This is a genomic window from Bradyrhizobium erythrophlei, assembly GCF_900142985.1.
Classification (GTDB): Bacteria; Pseudomonadota; Alphaproteobacteria; order Rhizobiales; family Xanthobacteraceae; genus Bradyrhizobium; species Bradyrhizobium erythrophlei_B.
In genome coordinates, this window is sequence record NZ_LT670849.1 from 5,788,761 (window position 1) to 5,809,313 (window position 20,553).

The window sequence follows — 20,553 nt, forward strand, 5'->3', positions numbered from 1 at the left end:
CGCAACGACATCGACGCCTGCTAGCGGATCACGCAAGCGGGCGTTTTCTTTTTTAAAACATCAGCCCATCAGACCGAGGCGGCTCGCGCCAACATAGAGCGCGAGCACCGCGGCATTCGAGACGTTGAGGCTTTTGATTTCGCCGGGCATGTCGAGCCGCGCGACGACGCTGCAGGTTTCGCGCGTCAATTGCCGCAAGCCTTTGCCTTCCGCGCCCAGCACCAGCGCTATGGGCTGGCGCAACTCGACCGCAGCGAGATTCTGATCGCCCGCGCTGTCGAGGCCGACGGTCATGAAGCCGCGCTCGTTCATCTCGGTGAGCGCACGGGCGAGGTTCTGCACCATTACCAGCGGCACCAGTTCCAGCGCACCGGAAGCGGATTTTGCCAACACGCCGGTGGCCTCCGGGCTGTGGCGTGCGGTGGTGACGATCGCTTTCACCGCAAAGGCCGCCGCCGAGCGCATGATCGCGCCGACATTGTGCGGGTCGGTGATCTGGTCGAGCACCAGCACGATGCCGTCCTGCGGCAGGGTGTCGATGTCGGGCGAGTCGAGGGGATCGGCCTCGGCCAGCATGCCCTGATGCACGGCGTCGGGGCCGAGCCGCTGGTCGATCAGGGTAGGCCGCACGATCTCGGGCGGGATGCGGGTATCGATGTTTTCCTCAGTGAGCCGGCGCGCGGCGTTCTCGGTGAGCAGGAGCTTGCGAATCCGCCGGCCGGGATTGGCGAGCGCGGCCGTGACCGTGTGCCAGCCATAAAGGATCACGGTGTCATCGGCCGCGCCCTCGCGTCCACGCCAGGGAGGCTTATGGCCGTCACGGCGTGGCCCTGCGCGCTTGCCGGGGCCGTCGGGGCGGTGGAACTTGGGCTTTCGGTCGCGATCACGCATGGAAGGCTTGTCTCACGGGTTTCTGCCCAACGCAATTTGCAAGGCAATTTGACGAAGCCCTGAAAATGTTGGCATTTTTGGCAATGGCCTCGGTTGACTTTGCCGTCGTCCTTCGCCCATAAACGCGCCCGGCCGGTGCCTTTTGAGGTTCCGGTTTTCAGCGTCATCGACAGGCTGATGTCCGCACCTTCGGGGCGGGCAAGTCTGCGATGGATCTGAGACGGGGAAGTGTCCCGAGTGGCAAAGGGAGCTGACTGTAAATCAGCCGCCTCATGGCTTCGAAGGTTCGAGTCCTTCCTTCCCCACCATCCCTTCCCCACCATCGCGCCGGATCGGCGAAGCGCCTTTTTCCTGCCGCCTTGAACGTCTCGTTCCTGATGCAGCAGCAGGAACCGCCGCAGCTGTACCGCCGTCTCAAGCGCGTGATGCTCGACGAGGGCGGAGAGCGAGGCGGCGTTCCGAACCCTTGCGCTTGCGAGGATCGCGCGATGCTCTTGCGGCAGAGCGTTGAACTTCTTTCGACACCGGCCGTATCGTTTTGGCGGCGCCGACCGCCGAACTCGCCGTCAATCCGGATGTCCGTCAGGCCTGTCTTGGCATTGCCGCCACCGGACTTGCTGAAGCCTGAGAAAAGAGGAGGATTTCATGATTACCGCTGTCGTTCTTTATAACCTGCCGGAATCGATCGGGCTTGAGGAATGCCGCGAGCATTTCACCAAGATCGCCCCCGACTTCCTCAAGGCCAAAGGTTTCCTGCGCAAACAGTTCATCTGCCGTAAGGAAGGCGATGTCGCCGGCGGTGTCTATATGTGGGAAACCCAGGCCGATGCCGAGGCATTCTATTCGGGGCCGTGGCGCGACGGCATCCGCGCGCGGTACGGCAACGACCCCAAGATCCAGTATTTCGAGACGGTCGCGCTCGCCGACAAGGCGTCGGGCAAGGCCGGTGCGGTTTGACCGCACAATTATTTGGCTGAGCCGTCGCGTCGGCTTCGCAATCGCGGCCGTCAGTTATCCCGCCGCCTGTCCGGCGATACCGTCAAGGTGACGGCGTTCGGCGTCAGATAGGCTCTTTCGCAGGCATTGGGCTGGGTCTGCGGCAGTTCGAGCTTGGTCCAACTGCCGCTGTTCGTACAGGTCTGGGTCGCGGTCGGCGAAATGCAGAGCGTTCTCCCTCGGAATATTGCTTATCTGCATAGACGCAGACGGCCTCGGCCGAACCAAAGCCCGCTGTGCCCATCACCAGTGCTACGCCGGCAACTACGCGTTTCATCATAGCCCCCCAAAATCGCCCGACAGGCGACATACCGCTGATAGACGACGATCAGACGACAGGGAGGGTGTTACCCGCCACTACCGCCACCCCATCGCGGGCGCGACGTGCTTCAGGATCGCCTCGATCACATGTGCGTTGTAGTCGACGCCCAACTGATTGGGCACGGTGAGGAGCAGCGTATCGGCTTCGGCGATTGCCTCGTCCTGCTTGAGCTGCTCGATCAGGGCAGGCGGCTCGGCCGCGTAGCTGCGGCCGAAGATCGCCCGCGTCTTGGGATCAATGAAGCCGATATGATCATCGCTCTGATCGCCGCCGAAATAGGCGCGGTCGCGATCGTCGACCAGTGCAAAGATGCTGCGGCTGACCGATACCCGCGGCGTGCGGCTGTGGCCGGCCTCCTTCCAGGCCTCGCGGTAGGCGCGGATCTGCTTGGCCTGCTGGAGGTGAAACGGTTCGCCGGTCTCATCGTTCTTGAGCGTCGAGCTTTGCAGGTTCATGCCGAGTTTTGCGGCCCAGACTGCGGTTGCGTTCGAACCCGCGCCCCACCAGATGCGCTCACGCAGGCCTTCGGAAATCGGCTCGACACGTAATAGGCCGGGTGGATTGGGAAACATCGGGCGCGGGTTCGGCTGCGCGAAGCCTTCGCCGCCGAGCAGGTCGAGAAACACTTCGGCATGCCGCCGTCCCATCGCGGCATCGTCCTGGCCTTCGCCAGGCTGATAGCCGAAATAGCGCCAGCCATCGATGACCTGCTCGGGCGAGCCGCGGCTGATCCCAAGCTGCAAGCGTCCGCGCGAGATCAGGTCGGCGCTGCCGGCGTCCTCGATCATGTAGAGCGGGTTTTCGTAGCGCATATCGATCACGGCGGTGCCGATCTCGATCCGGCTCGTTTTCGAGCCAACGGCTGCGAGCAGCGGGAAGGGCGAGGCGAGCTGGCGCGCGAAGTGATGGACGCGAAAGTAGGCGCCGTCCGCGCCTAATTCTTCGGCAGCGACCGCAAGGTCGATGGATTGCAGCAGCACGTCCGAGGCCGAGCGGGCCTGCGATTGCGGGGAGGGCGTCCAGTGTCCGAACGAAAGAAAGCCGATCTTTTTCATGCGGGCAATCTAGTGATCCCCCGCATGATTTGCCACCGCCGCTCGCCTGCTCAGGCGCGCAGCGGCATTACCGCCGGAAGCTCGTCGTGCCGATCAGGCTCGGCTGCGGTGATGTCTTCCTTGTACGTTTCCGGGCCGATCCAGATCGCCACGACCGTACACAGCGACAGGAAGATCGCGTAGCAGGCGACGGGCCACCAGGTGCCGTAGGCTGCGACCAGCGCGGTGGCGACGAAAGGCGCCGGGCCGCCGGACAGCAGCGATCCCAGTTCGCGCGCGAAAGCAAATCCGGCAAAGCGCCGTTGCGGAGGGAACAGTTCGGCGAAGTAGGCCGCTTGCGGCCCGAACATCGCCGCGATCACCACGGCTCGTGCCAGGATGAAGGCAAGCGCGATCAGGATCCATTGCTTGGTGCCGACCATCCAGAAGAAGGGGAAAGCCAACGCCACGCCGGCGAGCGCGCCGAACATGTAGACCGGCCGTCGGCCGACCCGGTCGGACAACGCGGCAAAGCCGAGGATGGCGAAAAGCTCGACGACAAAGGCCAGCATCAGGGCGCTGAGTGCTTCCGAATTGGGAACGCCCAGCGTCTTGATGACGTAGCTGAGCCCGAACACCGGGAAGAAGTAGCCAAGGCCATTCTCTGCCATGCGCGCGCCGAGCACGACCAGGAAGTTGCGCGGATGATTGCGCAGCGCTTCCATCGCCGGGTTCTTCTCGATGATGCCGCGCGCCACGACGGCGTCGGTAAAGACGGGCGTCTCGGCGATGCGCATGCGCACGTAGATGCCGACGAGGATGAGGACAAAACTCGCCAAAAACGGCAGTCGCCATCCCCAGTCCATCAACTGGTCGCGCGGCAGCATCGACACCAAAGCGAAGGCCGCGGCGGCGAGCAGATTGCCGACGGAAACGCCGAGCGGGGCAAAGCCGCCCCAGAACCCGCGATGGTTGGCCGGTGCGTTCTCGACCAGATAGATCACCGCCCCGCCATATTCGGCGCCGGCGCCGAGCCCTTGTACGACCCGCATCGCCACCAGCAGGATCGGAGCCCAAACGCCGATTTGCGAGTAGGTCGGCAGGAAGCCGATCAAAGTGGTGCCGAGACCGATCATCAGGAGTGTTGCGACCAGCACCGGCTTGCGGCCGTAACGGTCGCCGAGGATGCCGAAGATGATGCCGCCGATGGGACGAACGGCAAAACCGACACCGAAGGTCAGGAACGACAGGAGCGTGCCGACGACCGGATCGCTCTTCGGAAAGAACAATTCGCCGAACACCAGCGCCGCCGCCGTGCCGTAGAGGAAGAAGTCGTACCATTCGAGCGCCGAGCCGATGCTTGCGGCCAGCACAACACGTAGGCGCGAATTGCCGGCGCCATCGGCTCCCGTCTTGGTCATGCGTTTCCCCGTACGTTTTGTTTTGATGTGTTCTTGAAGCAAAATGCCCGCGGGCAAAGCCTGCGGGCATTTGTTGGTGTCACTACGCTGCGCGTGTGAAGTAGGTTTTCTTGGACGCCGATTGCGTCTCGTAGATTGAGCCCTGTCGTTTCGGTGGGGGGAGCGGCATCCGCACCGGCACGTCCGTCATCCGAGGCGCGATCACCGGCGGTCCCGCCAGCAGGCGGCTGTTGAACTCGTCGAAATCCTTGACGCCCGCCAAAGGCCAGGCATCGCTCGCGGCAACTTCGTAGAGCAGGAGATTGCGCGGGCGGTTGGAGGTGTTCATCGCCGATCCGTGCAGCGCACGGACGTGATGGAACGACATGCTGCCGGCCTTGCCCATGCAGGGGACCGCGCGCTTGATCTCATCCTGGACCAGGTCGGGATCGATCAGGCCTGCGAAGCAGCCATCCTCGCCGTGATGATTCCACATCGAGTCGCCGCTATGCGTACCGGGGGCGACCAACATCGGACCGTTTTCGAGGTCGCAGTCGTCGAGCAACACGCCGATGGCGAGGATGTCGTCATTGGTGTGCGGGTAGAACGCCCAGTCCTGATGCCATTCGACCGGCGAGCCATACTGCGCGGACTTCATGTTCAGCTTGGATCCGTGCAGCCGCAGGCCCGGTCCGATGAGCTGGGTGAGGATTTCGATCACGGGCTGGCTGCGCACGATCTCGTCGAAGATCGGATGGACCTTGTGCGGCGTCTTGATGCGGCGGACGCGGGGCGTTTCGGGCGTATGGCCCGGCTCGAGGTCATAGACGTCCGTGTGCTCGGTCACGGTGGCGGCGCCGGCCACGAGCTCGGCGATCACGCCGCGCAGGCGCTGCAGCGTATCGGCGCCGAGCACCTCTGGCACGACCACCACGCCATCGCGCCGGTACGCCTCAACCATCTCCTCAGGAATCATTGGTCTCGCTCTCATTTTTAGCCATGTTAGCGCTAACATTAATAAATGGTAGCGCTGTCATGATAGATGAGCAAGTGAAATTCGTGCATGGACGGCCATGACCAAGGAATCGACCCAGGAATTGGCTCAGGGATCGCCGCCTGAGATCGGAGAAAACCCCGCAGGACTTCCCCCGACCTTGTCGGCGGTGGCGAAGCTCGCGGGCGTTTCCGCGATCACCGTCAGCCGGGTGGTGCGGCTGCCTGAACAGGTGGCGCCGGAGACGCGTGCCAGGGTCGAGCGCGCGATGCGCGAACTCGGTTACGTCCCCAATCTCGTGGCTGGCGCGCTTGCGAGCGCGCGCACCAATTCGGTGGGCGTGCTGGTGCCGACCATCGCCAATTCGATCTTTGCCGACACCGTTCAGGGCCTGTCCGACACACTTGAGCCGGCGGGCTTTTCGGTGATCCTCGCCCAGTCGCGCTACGACGACGGGCGCGAGGACCGCATGCTGGCGGCGCTTCTGTCGCGGCGGCCGGAAGCGATCATCATGGTTGGATCGCCGGCGACGGAGGACGGCGCGCGGTTATTGCGCAACGCGCGGATTCCCGTTGTCGAGACCTGGGACCTGCCGGCAAATCCGATCGACGCGGTCGCGGGCTTCGACAACTTCAAGGCCGGCGTTGCGGTCGCCAGGCACCTGATCGCGCAGGGACGTAAGCATCTCGCTTTCATCGGCGGTGACGATCCGCGCGGCGGGCGCCGTTGGCTTGGCTTTCGCGAGGAGGCGCTGGCGCATGGATTGGCCGAGCCGCAGAGGCTAATCCTCGATCGCAATGCGCCCGGCAGCGTCGCCGCCAATGTGCATTTGCCGGATGTCGATGCCGTGTTCGCCGCCAACGACGCCTATGCGATCGGCTTCATGGCTGGTCTGCGCAAAGCCGGCCGACTGCGTCAGGCCGCCGCATCGGAGCAGCCCGTCGCGGTCATTGGACTCGGCAATCTCGAGATGGGCCAATTGATTTCGCCTGCCTTGAGCACGATCAGCGTGCACGGACACGATATCGGCCGCACGGCAGCGACGCTGACGCTGGAACGCGGTGGCGAGCGGCGCATCGATCTCGGATTCGAACTCGTGCTGCGCGATAGCGGCTAGTGGTCCGATTCCAAGGGACCACTGGACAATCCCCGGGATGGCCGCTGGAATGGGTTTTGCAGCGACCAACAAAAACAAGGGGAAAAAAGAATGCCGCAATCCCACCGCGCCAGGCGCCAGGAATTCAGGATCGAAGAACTTGCCGCGCCCCTCAGCCACTACACGGATGCGGTGCGGTTTGGCGACATTCTCTTCGTCTCCGGACTGACCGCGCATAACGGCGAAGGAAAGCTCGTCGGCGGCGCGGACGCTGCCGCGCAGACCCGCCAGATCCTCGCCAATCTCAAACTCGTGCTCGATGTGGCCGGCGCCACCATGGCCGACGTGCTCAAGGTGACGGTGTTCCTGACCGACATCAACGATCGCGCCGCCATCAATCCCGTGCGGCAGGAGTTCTTCGGGGCTGCGAAGCCGGCGAGCACGCTGATCGAAGTGAGCAAGCTCGCGCTGCCCGAAATGAAGGTCGAGATCGAGGCTGTCGTTGGCTTGCCGGCCGCCCAATGATTTGAAGTACGGATGTTAGATGAGAAGGTGTTCGATGAAAAATCAGAAGAAGCAGATCAAGGCTCTGGTCGTCTTAACATGCGCCGTTTTGTTCGGCGCGGTCGCGAGCCAGGCGCAGGCGCTCGACCGGCCGATCAAGATCGGCGTGCTCAGCGATATGTCGGGACCCTACGCGGACCAGGCCGGCCTGGGCTCGGTCGAGGCGGCGAAAATGGCGATCGAAGACGCCGGCGGCAAGATCGACGGCCAGCCCATCGAACTCGTATCTGCCGATCATCAGCACAAGACCGACGTTGCGACATCGATTGTCCGGCACTGGATTGACGTCGACGGCGTCGACGTGATCGCCGACATGCCGAATTCGGGAGTGGCGCTCGCGATCCAGGCGCTGGTGAAGGAAAAGAACAAGATCGCGCTCTTCGCGACCGCTGCGACGACGGAACTGACCGGCAAGCAGTGCTCGCCGAACGGCATTCAGTGGGTCTACGACGCCTATTCGAACGCCGCAGGTCTTGCGAAAGCGCTGGTCGCGAAGGGCGACAAGAGTTGGTACTTCCTCACGGTCGACTATGCGCTTGGCATTTCATTACAGAACGAGGCCGTGAAAGCCATCACGGCGCTTGGCGGCACCGTGGTCGGCAGCGTCCGTCATCCCCTGAACAATCCGGATTTCAGCTCTTTCCTGCTGCAAGCCCAGGCGTCGAATGCCAAGGTGATCGCGCTCGCCAACGCCGGCTCGGACACCATCAATTCGGTGAAGCAGGCCGGCGAGTTCGGCCTGACCAAGGACCACGTGATCGTGGCGCCGCTGGTTTATATCTCCGACATCCACAGCATGGGCCTGCCCATGGCCCATGGGCTGACCTACATCGAAGGTTTCTACTGGGATCTGAACGACGACACGCGCGCCTGGTCGAAGCGGTTTTTCGAGCGGCGCAAGGCGATGCCGACCATGACACACGCCGGCGTCTATTCCGAGGTGGCGCACTATCTGAAGGCGGTGAAAGCTGCGGGCACCGCCGACAGCCAGGCGGTTCTCGCTAAAATGCGCGAGATGCCGGTCGACGATTTCTTCTCGCGGGGCGGGACCATCCGCAAGGACGGCCGCATGGCGCACGACATGCTGCTGGTGCAGGTCAAGTCGCCGGAAGAATCGAAATATCCCTGGGACTATTACAAGGTGCTGGCGACGCTGCCGGCGGATCAGGCCTTCCGTCCGCTATCGGAAAGCGAGTGTCCGCTCGTGAAGCAGTGAGGTTGGTTCTCAACATCAGGGACGGTTGACCAGAGCTCCGATTCCGAAGTTCGTCAGTTGTTACCGCCCACTCGGCGCGAACTTCGGAATCGAAAGAGCTCTAGTAAATATAGTCTCTAGTGCGGCTTTGATTTTGAAGTTCCTATGACGAATTCGCCGCGATATTGATAGGAACTTCAAAATCGCCGCACTAGCGCGCGCAGCGGATCGATATAGCCGGCTTTGTCGACGAAGGACTCGTTCTCTTCGAGGATCATGACTTTGGCGTCGCGCAGCGGCGTCAGGTCGCTGTCGACGAGATTGCGCTGCAATTCGTGGATCGGCGTGCCGCCGAAGCGGCCGAGGATCAGGTAGTAGTAGAAGCGAAACCGCGCGAGACAGTTGCCCTCGATCATGATGCGCGCGGGCAGGTGGCCAAAACTCGAACCGACCATCGCCACGTCGAGGTTTCGTGCCGGACTCTCCGCGCAAGGCACGGATGGCTGGAAACTTGCCTGCGGCGTTTGGTATCCGAGGTGCGGGAAGAACACGTTGAGGAGATCGGCGAGTTCGCGATCGGCGCCTTTCTCCGGCGTCGCCAGTGTGTAGGTGAACGTGAAGGGCGGGATGAGTTCGCGCCCCGCCTGCTGGTTGATCGCCTCGACGATGGCCAAAACCGCCCGTGCACCGCCGACATCGTTCCAGTGCACGCCGCCTTGCGGGAACAGGTCGAAGGGGTACGTGCCCTTCAGCGAATGGATCAGGCTTGCGGTGTCAACGACATGGATGCCGCCTTGCCGGAGCGCGCCGACATAGTCAGGCACCAATTGCTTGCGTGCCTCCGGCGTACTGGGGCAGGGGACGCTGTTGATAAAATATTCCGGCAGATGCGCGACCTTGGACGGCGAGACGACGTAGATGAAAATGCCGCCGCGGTTTTCGTAGTAGTTCTGGATGTCGCGCAGCTTCGGCAGGATATCGGCAGCGAGCTTCAAACCCATGCCTTCGGTACGCGAACAATAATCGTTGAGATACACCCGCTCGATCAACTGGCCTTTGACGCCCCTGACCACGTTGGGTGCGGTCAGCTCGCCGAACAGCTGATAGCGAATTTCATTGTTGACACGAATGAGCAGTGGGCGGATCGCCATCGCGTCGGTAACGCGGCTCGTCACGGCTTTCTGAAAACTCCCGTCACGAACGGTCGCCCATGACAGGATCACGGGCTTGTCGTAGGTGACGCCGTCGAGCTTGGGGCCGATTCTGATCGTGTGCGAAGGGAAGTACTGCAGGGCGAGAAGGTTCCAGGCGGTACCAAGCGGCAATAGCGCGAGGAAGGCGCAGAAGGCGGCGCGGACGATAGGGCGGGAGAGGGCGACGTTACGCACTGGTCAGAACCTGAAATAGATGAAGGGCTGGAACGGCGCGGTCACCGCCCGCGCGATCGCAAGCACGTAAACAACGACAAGGGCTGCGATTGTGATCGCGCGGAGCGAGCGGCTTGCCTCATAACGGCGAACGAGCACTGGGTAGAAGGCGGTTGCCGGCAACAGCGAGACGATGGCGCCGAGTGCCAGCGCGAACGGCAGCTCGGCCGGAACTTCCAGGGCGTCGTTGGCGGACGTCATGCCGAACAGCGCCGAAAGAAAGGTCGTCAGGTGCGCGGGTGAATCGGAGCGGAAAATCGCCCAGCCGATCATCACAATGAACAGCGTAACGATGGTGGCGATGACCGCGCCGCATCGTTCGAGTACATCGCGCAGGAAGACGCGATCGAGCGTGAGAAACAGGCCGTTGTAGGCGCCCCACAGCACGAAATTCCAGCTCGCGCCGTGCCAGAGGCCGGACAGCAGGAAGCAGATCCAGAGATTGCGGTAGGTGCGCACATCGCCGTCGCGGTTTCCTCCGAGCGGCTTGTAAAGATAGTCGCGGATCCAGGTCGTCAGCGACATATGCCAGCGCCGCCAGAATTCCGTGATCGAGCGCGACGCATAGGGCGCGTTGAAGTTTTCGCGAAGGCCAAAGCCGAGCATGCGCGCAAGCCCGATCGCCATGTCGGAATAGCCGGCAAAATCGAAATAGATTTGCAACGTGAAACTTCCAAGCGCGAGCCAGGCGTGGCTTGCGCCAAGGCTCGCAGGATCGGCGGCAAAGACGGTATTGACGAAGCTGCCGAGCGGATCGGCGATCAGCAGTTTGCGCCCGATGCCGCGCGAGAAACGCAGGAAGCCTGTGCCGAAATCGCTCCACTCGACGGACCGCGGCTTGGCGATCTGGTCCTGCATTTCGTGATATTTGAGAATGGGGCCGGCAAGAAGTTTCGGGAAGAACAGCGCGAACAGGCAATAATCGCGGAATGTCGCCGCCGGCTTCGAGGTGCCGCGATAGGTGTCGACGAGATAGGTGATCTTCTCGAACACCACGAAGGATACGCCGATCGGAAGCGCAAGGTGCAACAGCGGCAGCCGATGCGCGCCGAAGGGCGAAAGCGCGGCGTTGAGATTGTCGGCGAGGAAATCGGCGTACTTGTAGACGACGAGCATCGCGAGATTGCCGGCCACGCCGGCTGCAAGCGCGAGCCGCCGGGTTGGAGGCGGGGTTGGTTCGTTCAGCTGGAACGACAGCGCGTAATCGAATGCGGTCGAACCGAACAGGATCAGAACGAAGACCGGCTCGCCCCAGAAATAAAACAGCGCGCTCGCGATGAGTAGCAGCCATTTCCTGGCCGAGACGCCGCCGGTGAGCAGATAGACGGCGTAAAAAGCGGGGAAGATCGTGATGAACAGCGGTTCGTAAAACAGCATGTGCGAGCCGGCGTTGTTTCCTGAACCGTGGCCTCGGCGACCGGTAAAGCACGGCCTCAAGGGCCGACGCAACGGGCGGGGTTATCCGGGGAACACCGGACGTGGGGAAAACGAGCTGGGTTACAAAAAAGGACGCGGCGGAAGTGATCCGCCGCGCCCCGTTCTTGAAACTCGCTGGTCCAGGCGCTGAGAAACGCCCTTGGCCAAGCAGACGTGCTTAGCGGGCGATCCCAGCGAGGTGACAGCGCTTGGTATAAGACACTGGATCACCTCCTTTCGTTGTTGATGGAGACATTAATATAGGCCGTTGAATCCGGCCTGTTAAGGGTGCGTTGGTGGTTGAGACCGGGCCCGGAGCGTGTTAGGGGATCGGTCCAAAGCGCGGGTGTAGCTCAATGGTAGAGCAGCAGCCTTCCAAGCTGAATACGAGGGTTCGATTCCCTTCACCCGCTCCAATCTTTTTAAGGACTTGAGCTGTCAAGAAGTTTCCATTCTGACAAGCCGCGCGTTCTCATTCTGACAAATGTTCACTTTATCTTCGCCTGCTTGGCTTGCCTTGCGCGGCGCTTGATACGTTTCATTTGCGCCTCCTGCTTGGCCTCGTCATCGTCATGGAGATAATGCGCCATGGCCGCCGTCGACGACCACTGGCCCTTCTGCATCAACTGAGTCTCAGTCAATCCGGATGCGCTCGCTTCAGTTGTGCCGCCGTGGCGACCGAACGAGGTGAAGGTCAGTTCGGGCCGCAAACCCGCGGCCAAGATTATCTTCTTCGAAATCCGCTGGACCTGCGTCAGGATCTCGCCCTTGCCAAACCAGGGCAGGCTGCTGCCGTCCCGTCGCAACATCAGGCCGCCGGTTGGACGAAGCTTCTTGATGGCGTCGAGTTCGGCCATCAATAGCGGGTAGAGCGCCTTGCCCTGGGCGTTGAACAGCGGTTCCCAAGACCCGGTGCTCGTTTTGTAGTTGATAACGTAGACATGGTTTGGCCGGTTCGGCGGGCGATAGTGCTCGGCGACAAAGCGGATGAAGATGTGCGCCTCGCGCTGCAACCACTCCCAACCGATCAACGCCCCAGTTGAGAGTGACGGATATCAGCAATGCGGCGCCTACGTCGGAAAAATACTGAGGGGGGCAAAGCCGTCCGACCTACCGATATTGCAGCCGTCAAAATACGAACTTGTTATCAACGTTAAGACCGCCAAGACGCTCGGCTTAACTATGCCGCCCACTTTGCAGACGCTGGCTGACGAACTGATCGAATAGCGGCTCGCTGAGGTGCAAGAGTCCGCTTCTGGCAGATAGTGTTGCAAAAGTCGAAAGTTGCAGCGGTCCAAATTTTTGGCGAAAACCTGAAGCGCAAAGAGGTCGATGATTCGCATAGTCTCAGTCGCGCTGCCGAAGTCGCCGACGAATTTGTCGCAAGGCGACGAGGTCCCTCAGATCATTACACGAATAACGCGCCAGCGGCCCTGAGAAATTTTGCATTTCCTGCAAAACGACTTTTGCAACACTATCGGCACTTAGCAGACATGTTCGAGAAGCTCGGGGATGTCTGCTCTCGGGATCGAAGCGGACATGCGTGCGGCGCTCGCTGATTTCTGCAAATGATCCGAAGCGGTCGGTGACGAAAAAGACTTTCAGTTGACCACGAGCCCAAGCGTTTTGATCACCGCCTGCCATTTTTTTTCTTCGCGCTGGATATTCCGCGCGTATTCCGCCGGCGTGCTGGGGATCGGATCGCCGCCCGCATCAATTAAGCGCTTCTTCACGTCTTCCGACGTCAAGATCTTGCGTAGCTCTGTGTTCAACCGCTCGATGATCGGCTGCGGCGTGGTGGCCGGAGCGACCAGTCCGTAGTACTGGACGATCTCGAGGTCCGGCAGGCCGGACTCGGCAAGGGTCGGAACATCGGGGATCGCGGCCACGCGTGAGGGCGACCCAACGGCAATCGCGCGCAGCGCGCCGGACTGGATATTGCCGATCGCCGGCGGCAGCGTGTTGAAGGCGAGCATCACATGGCCGCCCACGAGATCGTTGGTTAGCGGTCCGGTCCCCTTGTAGGTGACGATCGTTATGTCCGTGCCTGTCATGGCCTTGAATTGCTCGGCGCCGAAGTAATTCAACGTCGGTGACGGTGGCGTGCCGACCGTAAGCTTCGCACCTTCTCGCTTCGCAAGCGCGATGACCTCGGCCAATGACTTTGCCGGGACCGATGGATTGGACATGATTACGACCGGAACCAAGGCGATCAAACTGATCGCCTCGAAGTCCTTTTCAATGTCGTAGCCCGGATTGGCCGCAAGGGCGGCCCCAGTGACCATGAGAAGCAGCGTGTAGCCATCAGGCCGCGCCCTCGCGACATCGCGCGTGCCGATCACCGAGCCACCGCCCGGACGATTGACGACCACCACCTGCTGACCAAGCGCCTCGGTGAGCTTCTGCGCGATTACCCGACCGACGGTGTCAACGCCACCCCCGGCGGGATACGCGACCACCAGCGAGACGGTCCGCGAAGGGTACTCTTCCGCTAGCGCATCGCGCCCTGCTGGAGCTGTCACCAGAACGGATAAGATGATAATCATAGCCGCGCGCCTTAGCGGTGCAGCGAGGAGCGCCTCTATCATGGCCGGTCCTTCGTTCGTCCAGCTGTTGAACGCGATCCCATTATTGCACGATAGTTTGGTTTGGGACATGAGGGTTAGCGCTGATAGCGCACGCGGTTTCAGGTGTAGTCCCGAGCAATAGAAAATTCGGGCGACCATCGAGGACGCCCGCGCTATGTCGCTCGGTGACGTCCGTTGTTCGCACGAAACGGACCAGCCGGTTTCCTGTAGCGATGTCCATTGGGGTGAAGCGGAAGTAGCGGTCGGCGCGTTAAACCAACGCGATTGCCCCATCTGAGACGTTGGCCGTACTCAATGGCGGGGTCTCGATGCGGGTTTCCGCTGCTAACACAGTCATGGCTTAAACTGTTAAGATGTCGTCTCCTGGGCTTGGAGTCGGGCATGAAGCGACGCGAGTTCATCGCGCTCCTCGGCAGCGCGGCGGCAATCCGACCGCTCTGCGCGCGTGCAGAGCGCCCGCTAGAGCGGATGCTCTATTTCACGTACTCGGCCGGCTACCGGCATGACGTTATACCGCTTTCCAAGGCAATCCTGACCCAGCTTGGAAGTAATTCCGGTGTATTTGAAGTCACTGCAACTGAAGACACGTCTGAATTTTCGACCGAAAACCTCGAGCGCTATGCCGCGGTGATGTTCTACACAACCGGAGAACTTCCGATGAGCGGCGCTCAAAAGAAAGCTCTTCTCAACTTTGTGCGCTCGGGCCGTGGGTTCCTCGGTGTTCATTCGGCTGCCGACACTTTCTACACATGGCCGGACTATCTTGATCTGGTCGGCGGCTACTTCAACGGTCATCCTTGGCGTCAGGCCGTGACTATCGAGGTGGTTGATCCTGGCGATCCACTGGTGGCGTTTCTCGGGAATTTGTTGCAAATCGAGGATGAAATCTACCAGATTAGCGACTTCGATTATCGGGGATCACACGTGCTCTTGCGCCTTGACCATAGCTCGGTGGAGCTTAGCAAGACCGGTGTGCATCAACGGTTCTATGGTTGGCCTCTCACCTGGACCCGATCTTACGGCCAGGGGCGGGTATTCTATACGGCGCTCGGCCACGAAGCGTCGGTCTGGCAGGACCCCCGCTACCAGCGACTCCTCTCGAACGCTATCCTCTGGTCTATGCGAAGGTTGCCCTAGGGGTCGAAAAACCTCGCCCTGCGACTCTCGCCCCCGCGTGATCGAATAAACAACGCTGCTTCCCAGATTGGCACTCTGGCGACGTGCCCAATCCAGCTGACGATGTCGGTTCGTGGGAGTAAAGCGGACTCACAGCGGACCTCGCGGAAACGACGCGAATGACCCATTGCAGACATATGGCCACGGACGGCGGGCTAGTACGACCGCTAAAAACCCAGGTCGGCTCTCTCACAGCTTTGCGAAGCCGCTGGCAAGTTCGTACGTTCGAAAGAATAGGATGTATTCGTCGCGCTCGAACGCGATATCGTAGTTGGTGCCCTGCTCCATAAGCGTTTCACTGATCTGCTGGCCGTTAATCCGATTTGCGTATCGATATTGGTTAGGCCACTTTGGCACGCCGCCGATTGAGATTACTGAGGTGTCACAGAAAGCGAAGCCTCGCAGCCCCGGTTGAATCTCAACTGCGGAGTAGTCCAACCTTTCCTTCGCTTTCATTTCCGCTGAGAGTTCGCCACTGGGCTCTAATCGGTTGATCGAGAGATCGGATCGGGCAGGATAAACATCACCCTCGACGTTGCGATTGAAAAAGATTTCCGCGCCGGGTTCGCGGCGAGCCAATCCATTATCTCCGCCAAAGACAGCATAGTAGTCTTTGAAGCGATTTCCCTCAAAAAGGAGAGGGTTTTGATTTTTTTTGTCATAAGCCATACTCCATAGCGCGCTGCGCATGGGCGAACTCGGAAACCAATAGGATGGTTTGTCATCAGGCCAGAACTGGCGGGCTAGTTCGCGTACAGGCTCGGGGACCCTCACTCTGGACGCGCTACGACACTGAGAGGCCATCACTCGATAACCCGGCTTCCACTTTGGGAAATCCCACATGTTTCTTGGGTTGATGCCCAATAGCGCGTAAGTGATGAAATTCTTCTTCGCCCCGGTCTCACGCCAAGCTTGCCATTCCTCGCTCGTCGCTCGGTTAATTGTGGCACCGAGGAATTTCAACTCGGAACGCGGGCTATCGTACGCATCCTCCGATGCATATGCGACGCCAGACCAAGGCTCGTCGGCAGTTTGGTAGGTGACCACGAGCGGTAGCAATGTTTTGGGAACTCTGCCGTTCTGCGTGGTCTCGCCGTGACAGGCCTGAGGCAAGTGTACCGCCACACCGTGATCATCTTTTGTCTTGAGCCCGAAGATCGTTGGCACGAGGACGACCTCGACGGTTCGGTCGTTATCCTTGTAGGTCGTGACGCTGACATTGCAGCCGACCACGATGTCGAAATCGAGCGGCTCGCCTTTGTAAATATAGCTGGCCTTAAATCGGTAATAATAGCCGCCATCCTGTCCGGCCTTCTTCACCTCGACCGATTTTGTGAAACTCCAAGGGGCGCCGAAGACAAATTTCAGGGCGTCTTGTTGGACAAAAGCGAACAACAAGAAGGGCAGCGCGATGCCAATCAACCATCGAGGGTGCATCTACTCCACCTACCTTCAATATGATTCCTATAAGTTGTATTGCTGAAAAGCGCCTCCTAGAGCGTTAACAGATCCGTCCACACTATCTCCGAGTCGCGGCGCTAGGTAATTGAATCGTAAATGTTCGGGGCAAACTCTGAGTAGAATAACGCTGATGTCCGAATTCTCTAATCGGCCGTTAGGGGTCAAGCACTTTCAGACTATCCATGTTTGCGGTGTTGGTGTCGCCCACGGGCTCGTGCTTCTCTTCGGAATCGGCACCAAGGCCCTTCCAGTATGGGATTCGAAGACGAGGCGGAACAATCTTTGGGGCGGCCTTGCCGTCTTACAGACAGTGGGTCCAAGCGGACACACGAACTCACCTCATCCATCGTCCCGTGAGGGACATCATTCCACCGCTCGGTGGAACTCGAGTGTCCTCCTATCGCGTTTAATCCTGCTAGTCCTCACGCCGCTGTAACTTCCCGGCTCCATCGGAACTCGGTACCGTCAACCCAGATGCGGTGCATGATCACCGCCAACCGGCGCGCCAGCGCCACGATCGCCTTCTTCATCCCGCGGTGCCTGGCGATCTTCATGGCCCAGGCCTTGAGCCAGGACCACTTCGCCAAACGCACCAGCATGATATGAGCCGCTTCGTAGAGCATTGCCCGCATCATCTCGTCGCCGCACCTTGATATGGCGCCGGGTCGGTCAATCTCGCCTGATTGATACCTGGAAGGCGTGAGCCCAAACACCGCCCCCACCGCCTTGGAGTTTCGGAAGCGGGCGGGCACGTCGACAGTCGCGCGATAGGTCAGCGCCACAACGGGACCAACACCCGGGATGGTCATCAGGCGCCGGCACACATCATCATTCCGAACGATAGCCAGCAAGCGACGATGAAGAATGCCGATCTGCTCACGAAGCGTCCGCCGGACAATCAGCAGCGGTTCGACTAACTCAGCAAGATCCGGGAAGCTTTCGACAAGCTCCTTGATGCGCGCCTCGAACTTCACCGTTCCTACCACGCCCACCTTGAGGCCGAAGTTGCGCAAAGTCCCTCGCAGGTCGTTATCGACGGCGATGGCCTTGGACTGCAGCAGTTTGCGATGGGTCAACAGCATTCGCAGTTTCTGACTGCGTAGCGTCTTCACATGCACCGGGCGATAAAGCCCCGCCCGCATCATCTGGGCCATACCGCGCGCATCGTTGCGATCCGTCTTGTTGATCTGCGCCTTCAGAACCGCCCGCATGTGCCGCGTCTCGACACAGATGACAGGCAAGCCTGCTTCGGCAAGCGCACCGAAAAGCCATTGCGACAGCGGCCCAGCCTCCAATCCGATCCGCTTGAAACGGTAGGCCGGGTTCCCCAGAACCCGCAGCAGAGCGTCTGGCTCGCTTGCTACCCTTAATTCCTTCGCGATCCTGCCTGTGTCATCCACAATGCAGACACTTGTCTCCTTGACCGATACGTCCAATCCAGCAAAATGGTCCATGCTGCGCTTCTCCTTCTGATGCTTGAGGCCGTTACCACGGACCTCGTTTCACCATCAGCCTGAAGCGCAGCACCCAAAATCTTCAGCTATCCACAAGCTGGGCCGGCCGATTACCCCATCTTTGGGCACGAAACGGACCAGCCGGGTTGTTGCGTCGAAGTCCGTTGATCGGGGTAGACCGGAAGTGGCAAGCCCAACGTCAAAATGACGCGATAGATCCTAGGCGGACATCGCGTCGCTCCTTCTCACTGGAGCCGCCTTGCGCTAAAGTTGGCGGACCAGTTGCCCCCGGAGCATTGGAGGGCGTGATGGTCGTGCCGATAACGCGCTACGCCAAGAGTGGGAACGTCCACATCGCCTACCAGGTCTTTGGAAGTGGACCCAACGACCTGGTCTTCGTGCCCGGCTTCATATCCCACCTCGAGAATTACTGGGAGCATCCTGATCTGGCGCGATGGCTGCTTCGGCTGGGAAGCTTCGCGCGTGTGATCATGTTCGACAAGCGCGGGACGGGCCTTTCGGATCCAGTCGCGGCGGTGCCGTCGCTGGATCTGCGCATGGACGATGTCCGTGCCGTCATGGACGCGGCGGGCAGTGAACGTGCGGCCGTTCTGGGCGTGTCGGAGGGCGGCGCGCTGGCGGCCCTGTTTGCCGCGACCTATCCCCAGCGCTGCCAACAGGCTGTGCTCTACGGCGCCTGGGCGCGCTTCCCTGTCCCCGCCGAGGTTCTCGAGCCACTCTTCAAGTATATCGATCGGGCCTGGGGGAACGGCCTTAGCTTGGCGGCATTTGCCCCATCGCGCCAGACCGATCCAGCCATGCTGCATTGGTGGGGCCGTTTCGAGCGCCTGGGCGCGAGCCCGGCAGGCGTGACGGCGGTGCTGCGGATGTGCGCCGAAACGGACGTCAGTGATATCGTTTCGTCGATACGCGTACCGACCTTGGTGATTCACTGCAAGGATGACGCGCTCATCCCCCTGGAGACTGGACGTTTCCTCGCACAAAGCATTCCAGGTGCTCGGTTGGTCGAGTTACCCGGACAGGATCATCTGTTTTTCCTTCACGAGCAGATCGGCGATTACGTCGAGGAGTTCCTCACGGGATCGGTCTCGGCGCCGGAGAGCGAGCGCGTGCTGGCAACCGTTCTGTTCACAGACATTGTGGGGTCGACCGCGCGCGCCGAGCAGATCGGCGACCGGCGCTGGCGCGATTTGCTCGATGCCCATCACGCGAGCGTACGGCGGGAACTCGCACGATACCGTGGCAGCGAGGTCAAGTCGCTCGGCGATGGATTTCTGGCCACGTTCGACGGCCCTGCACGCGCCATCCGTTGCGCCCGTGCGATTACCGAGGCTATCCGTCCACTGGAGATTCAAATTCGTTGCGGCCTTCACACCGGTGAGATCGAGATAACGGGCAACGACGTTCAAGGCATTGCCGTCCACATTGCTTCACGCGTCTCCGCGCTCGCAGGCGCGGGCGAGACCTTGGTATCGCGCACCGTGAAGGACCTTGTCGCAGGCTCCGGTCTTCACTTCGAAGAGCGGGGAAGACACGCACTCAAGGGGCTCCTTGAACCAATGGAGCTATACGCAGCTTCGCCCTGAAAGCTTGGTTTCTGCGGCGGCTTAAACGAGGCCGACGAATGTCGCCTTGTGGCACTTTTGAGACACTACATTGAGCAATTTGTGTGATTTGAATGGAAACTCTGTGACAAATAATTCGCCACCTACAGTCAACTCCTATTCCGTTCACGAAGACGAATTGAAATGGTTCGACGTTCCCCTCGTAGCGGGAGGGAAGGCGGCGTTGCTACTCCGCGATCCTACCAAAGCCGGGACGGTGGTTTTGCGATTCAAGTTTCCACCAAACCGACAGACGCCGCCGCACAGGCACCCTTATGCGGAATACACTACGATCCTGAGCGGTAAGGTATACTACGGCGAGGGCGAAAAATTTGACGCCTCTAATCCCGAAATTGGAAAGGTCGGCACATTCGCTATCGTACCCGCCGGCCAAGCGCATTTCGTATGGACGTTGGATGATGAAGCCATCGTTCAACTTCAATTTGAGGGACCTTCGAAGACAATTTTTGTCGATCCCGCGGATGAGCCGCTACAGAAGTAATGTTACCGACGATGTCGCTTGTTGGCACCTTCGAGACATGCCGACCGGTGCTGTCGATGTCTGTTCATAGGAGGGGCAGACTGGAAGTGGCTGGCCCATGGTCAAGACGACGCGAATGACCCATGGGCGACCTAAGCGTTCGCGCAAGCTCGCAAGTCCCGCTCAAGGCGTCCGGTTGAAGGCAAGACGGGGCTGTTTGTCTCAAGACGTGGTTCCGGGCGTTCAAGAGCCAACGCACTTCCGTTGAGTGGTACCTTCAACGCCCTTCCTTCTCTCACTTCGAGAATATCAGCGACGCGCATTCTTTCGCGCTGGTGTTAAACCGGTTCCTAAGTTCCCTCTTCCGTGCGGTCTCACACTCTCCATCGTGCGGCCATGTTTTGGTCAAAACTGCATTCAGTGTTTGGTTCAT

Annotated in this window: 19 protein-coding genes and 2 tRNA genes; 10 read left to right on the top strand and 11 right to left on the bottom strand. The window is 60.4% G+C overall.

Annotation, left to right across the window (positions count from 1 at the left end):
* Positions 1-60 precede the first annotated feature (60 nt).
* Complete coding sequence (rlmB, locus tag BUA38_RS27630; RefSeq protein WP_072822944.1) at positions 61-891, bottom strand: 23S rRNA (guanosine(2251)-2'-O)-methyltransferase RlmB; 831 nt, start codon at positions 889-891, stop codon at positions 61-63.
* A gap of 222 nt (positions 892-1,113) precedes the next feature.
* Between rlmB and BUA38_RS27635 the strand changes: the two genes are divergently transcribed.
* Together BUA38_RS27635 and BUA38_RS27640 are read left to right on the top strand one after the other, a co-directional pair.
* Positions 1,114-1,199, top strand: a tRNA-Tyr gene (locus tag BUA38_RS27635).
* A gap of 337 nt (positions 1,200-1,536) precedes the next feature.
* On the top strand, positions 1,537-1,848 hold the full coding sequence (locus BUA38_RS27640; RefSeq protein ID WP_072822946.1) for a YdhR family protein: 312 nt from the start codon (positions 1,537-1,539) through the stop codon (positions 1,846-1,848).
* 396 nt (positions 1,849-2,244) lie between these two features.
* On the opposite strand, the gene BUA38_RS27650 is transcribed toward BUA38_RS27640, so the two are convergent.
* The 3 genes from BUA38_RS27650 to BUA38_RS27660 all read right to left on the bottom strand — a co-directional run bounded on the left by BUA38_RS27650 (position 2,245) and on the right by BUA38_RS27660 (position 5,619).
* Positions 2,245-3,264: an LLM class flavin-dependent oxidoreductase gene (locus BUA38_RS27650; protein WP_072822950.1), complete on the bottom strand. Its 1,020-nt coding sequence runs from the start codon at positions 3,262-3,264 to the stop codon at positions 2,245-2,247.
* A gap of 50 nt (positions 3,265-3,314) precedes the next feature.
* A complete protein-coding gene (locus tag BUA38_RS27655; RefSeq protein ID WP_072822952.1) occupies positions 3,315-4,664 on the bottom strand; it encodes an MFS transporter in 1,350 nt (449 codons plus the stop codon).
* 82 nt (positions 4,665-4,746) lie between these two features.
* Positions 4,747-5,619 (bottom strand): phytanoyl-CoA dioxygenase family protein, encoded by an 873-nt coding sequence (locus BUA38_RS27660; RefSeq protein WP_072822954.1) that lies wholly within the window; start codon positions 5,617-5,619, stop codon positions 4,747-4,749.
* A 97-nt stretch (positions 5,620-5,716) separates the two neighbouring features.
* Here BUA38_RS27660 and BUA38_RS27665 point away from each other — a divergent pair, with 97 nt between their 5' ends.
* The 3 genes from BUA38_RS27665 to BUA38_RS27675 all read left to right on the top strand — a co-directional run bounded on the left by BUA38_RS27665 (position 5,717) and on the right by BUA38_RS27675 (position 8,513).
* Positions 5,717-6,754 carry a LacI family DNA-binding transcriptional regulator gene (locus BUA38_RS27665; RefSeq protein ID WP_083587793.1) on the top strand — a complete coding sequence of 346 codons (1,038 nt, stop codon included), beginning with the start codon at positions 5,717-5,719 and terminating at the stop codon, positions 6,752-6,754.
* A gap of 90 nt (positions 6,755-6,844) precedes the next feature.
* Positions 6,845-7,258: a RidA family protein gene (locus BUA38_RS27670; protein WP_072822956.1), complete on the top strand. Its 414-nt coding sequence runs from the start codon at positions 6,845-6,847 to the stop codon at positions 7,256-7,258.
* A 34-nt stretch (positions 7,259-7,292) separates the two neighbouring features.
* Positions 7,293-8,513 (top strand): ABC transporter substrate-binding protein, encoded by a 1,221-nt coding sequence (locus tag BUA38_RS27675; protein WP_156898757.1) that lies wholly within the window; start codon positions 7,293-7,295, stop codon positions 8,511-8,513.
* Positions 8,514-8,689: 176 nt separating this feature from the next.
* Here BUA38_RS27675 and BUA38_RS27680 read toward each other — a convergent pair whose 3' ends face one another.
* Together BUA38_RS27680 and BUA38_RS27685 are read right to left on the bottom strand one after the other, a co-directional pair.
* On the bottom strand, positions 8,690-9,880 hold the full coding sequence (locus tag BUA38_RS27680) for a hypothetical protein (RefSeq protein ID WP_072822960.1): 1,191 nt from the start codon (positions 9,878-9,880) through the stop codon (positions 8,690-8,692).
* A 3-nt stretch (positions 9,881-9,883) separates the two neighbouring features.
* Positions 9,884-11,296, bottom strand: a complete 1,413-nt coding sequence (locus BUA38_RS27685; protein WP_072822962.1) for an MBOAT family O-acyltransferase — start codon at positions 11,294-11,296, stop codon at positions 9,884-9,886.
* Positions 11,297-11,677: 381 nt separating this feature from the next.
* On the opposite strand from BUA38_RS27685, the gene BUA38_RS27690 reads away from it, so the two are divergent.
* Positions 11,678-11,751: transfer RNA gene (locus tag BUA38_RS27690), tRNA-Gly, on the top strand.
* 72 nt (positions 11,752-11,823) lie between these two features.
* On the opposite strand, the gene BUA38_RS27695 is transcribed toward BUA38_RS27690, so the two are convergent.
* Positions 11,824-12,348: a hypothetical protein gene (locus BUA38_RS27695; RefSeq protein ID WP_244553066.1), complete on the bottom strand. Its 525-nt coding sequence runs from the start codon at positions 12,346-12,348 to the stop codon at positions 11,824-11,826.
* On the opposite strand from BUA38_RS27695, the gene BUA38_RS38845 reads away from it, so the two are divergent.
* On the top strand, positions 12,329-12,562 hold the full coding sequence (locus tag BUA38_RS38845; protein ID WP_425304988.1) for an ABC transporter substrate binding protein: 234 nt from the start codon (positions 12,329-12,331) through the stop codon (positions 12,560-12,562). The two genes, BUA38_RS27695 and BUA38_RS38845, sit on opposite strands and share 20 nt — an antisense overlap.
* A gap of 120 nt (positions 12,563-12,682) precedes the next feature.
* Here the strand turns inward: BUA38_RS38845 and BUA38_RS37150 are convergent, their stop codons facing one another.
* On the bottom strand, positions 12,683-12,979 hold the full coding sequence (locus tag BUA38_RS37150; RefSeq protein WP_156898759.1) for a hypothetical protein: 297 nt from the start codon (positions 12,977-12,979) through the stop codon (positions 12,683-12,685).
* On the bottom strand, positions 12,937-13,992 hold the full coding sequence (locus tag BUA38_RS27705) for a Bug family tripartite tricarboxylate transporter substrate binding protein (RefSeq protein WP_172806100.1): 1,056 nt from the start codon (positions 13,990-13,992) through the stop codon (positions 12,937-12,939). Before BUA38_RS27705 ends, BUA38_RS37150 begins: the two co-directional genes overlap by 43 nt.
* 312 nt (positions 13,993-14,304) lie before the next feature.
* Between BUA38_RS27705 and BUA38_RS27710 the strand changes: the two genes are divergently transcribed.
* Complete coding sequence (locus BUA38_RS27710; protein ID WP_072822964.1) at positions 14,305-15,060, top strand: ThuA domain-containing protein; 756 nt, start codon at positions 14,305-14,307, stop codon at positions 15,058-15,060.
* Positions 15,061-15,288: 228 nt separating this feature from the next.
* On the opposite strand, the gene BUA38_RS27715 is transcribed toward BUA38_RS27710, so the two are convergent.
* The gene (locus tag BUA38_RS27715; protein WP_072822965.1) at positions 15,289-16,536 is read right to left on the bottom strand and encodes a hypothetical protein; all 1,248 of its coding nucleotides are present in this window, start codon (positions 16,534-16,536) and stop codon (positions 15,289-15,291) included.
* Positions 16,537-16,982: 446 nt separating this feature from the next.
* Positions 16,983-18,014: an IS110 family transposase gene (locus BUA38_RS27720; RefSeq protein WP_072821219.1), complete on the bottom strand. Its 1,032-nt coding sequence runs from the start codon at positions 18,012-18,014 to the stop codon at positions 16,983-16,985.
* A gap of 308 nt (positions 18,015-18,322) precedes the next feature.
* Between BUA38_RS27720 and BUA38_RS27725 the strand changes: the two genes are divergently transcribed.
* Entirely contained in the window at positions 18,323-19,621 is a 1,299-nt protein-coding gene (locus tag BUA38_RS27725) for an adenylate/guanylate cyclase domain-containing protein (protein ID WP_072822967.1), read from the top strand.
* A gap of 103 nt (positions 19,622-19,724) precedes the next feature.
* On the top strand, positions 19,725-20,141 hold the full coding sequence (locus BUA38_RS27730) for a cupin domain-containing protein (RefSeq protein WP_425304930.1): 417 nt from the start codon (positions 19,725-19,727) through the stop codon (positions 20,139-20,141).
* Positions 20,142-20,553: the final 412 nt, after the last annotated feature.

What these genes read in the sequence shown, in the direction of transcription:
- BUA38_RS27640 (WP_072822946.1), top strand. Translation starts at nt 1,537, where the DNA reads ATGATTACCGCTGTCGTTCTTTATAACCTGCCGGAATCGATCGGGCTT.
- BUA38_RS27675 (WP_156898757.1), top strand. Translation starts at nt 7,293, where the DNA reads ATGAAAAATCAGAAGAAGCAGATCAAGGCTCTGGTCGTCTTAACATGC.
- BUA38_RS27655 (WP_072822952.1), bottom strand. Translation starts at nt 4,664, where the DNA reads ATGACCAAGACGGGAGCCGATGGCGCCGGCAATTCGCGCCTACGTGTT.
- BUA38_RS27670 (WP_072822956.1), top strand. Translation starts at nt 6,845, where the DNA reads ATGCCGCAATCCCACCGCGCCAGGCGCCAGGAATTCAGGATCGAAGAA.
- BUA38_RS27705 (WP_172806100.1), bottom strand. Translation starts at nt 13,992, where the DNA reads ATGTCCCAAACCAAACTATCGTGCAATAATGGGATCGCGTTCAACAGC.
- BUA38_RS27685 (WP_072822962.1), bottom strand. Translation starts at nt 11,296, where the DNA reads ATGCTGTTTTACGAACCGCTGTTCATCACGATCTTCCCCGCTTTTTAC.
- BUA38_RS27665 (WP_083587793.1), top strand. Translation starts at nt 5,717, where the DNA reads ATGACCAAGGAATCGACCCAGGAATTGGCTCAGGGATCGCCGCCTGAG.
- BUA38_RS37150 (WP_156898759.1), bottom strand. Translation starts at nt 12,979, where the DNA reads ATGGCAGGCGGTGATCAAAACGCTTGGGCTCGTGGTCAACTGAAAGTC.
- BUA38_RS27650 (WP_072822950.1), bottom strand. Translation starts at nt 3,264, where the DNA reads ATGAAAAAGATCGGCTTTCTTTCGTTCGGACACTGGACGCCCTCCCCG.
- BUA38_RS27710 (WP_072822964.1), top strand. Translation starts at nt 14,305, where the DNA reads ATGAAGCGACGCGAGTTCATCGCGCTCCTCGGCAGCGCGGCGGCAATC.
- BUA38_RS27725 (WP_072822967.1), top strand. Translation starts at nt 18,323, where the DNA reads ATGGTCGTGCCGATAACGCGCTACGCCAAGAGTGGGAACGTCCACATC.
- BUA38_RS27720 (WP_072821219.1), bottom strand. Translation starts at nt 18,014, where the DNA reads ATGGACCATTTTGCTGGATTGGACGTATCGGTCAAGGAGACAAGTGTC.
- BUA38_RS27715 (WP_072822965.1), bottom strand. Translation starts at nt 16,536, where the DNA reads ATGCACCCTCGATGGTTGATTGGCATCGCGCTGCCCTTCTTGTTGTTC.
- BUA38_RS38845 (WP_425304988.1), top strand. Translation starts at nt 12,329, where the DNA reads ATGTGCGCCTCGCGCTGCAACCACTCCCAACCGATCAACGCCCCAGTT.
- rlmB (WP_072822944.1), bottom strand. Translation starts at nt 891, where the DNA reads ATGCGTGATCGCGACCGAAAGCCCAAGTTCCACCGCCCCGACGGCCCC.
- BUA38_RS27660 (WP_072822954.1), bottom strand. Translation starts at nt 5,619, where the DNA reads ATGATTCCTGAGGAGATGGTTGAGGCGTACCGGCGCGATGGCGTGGTG.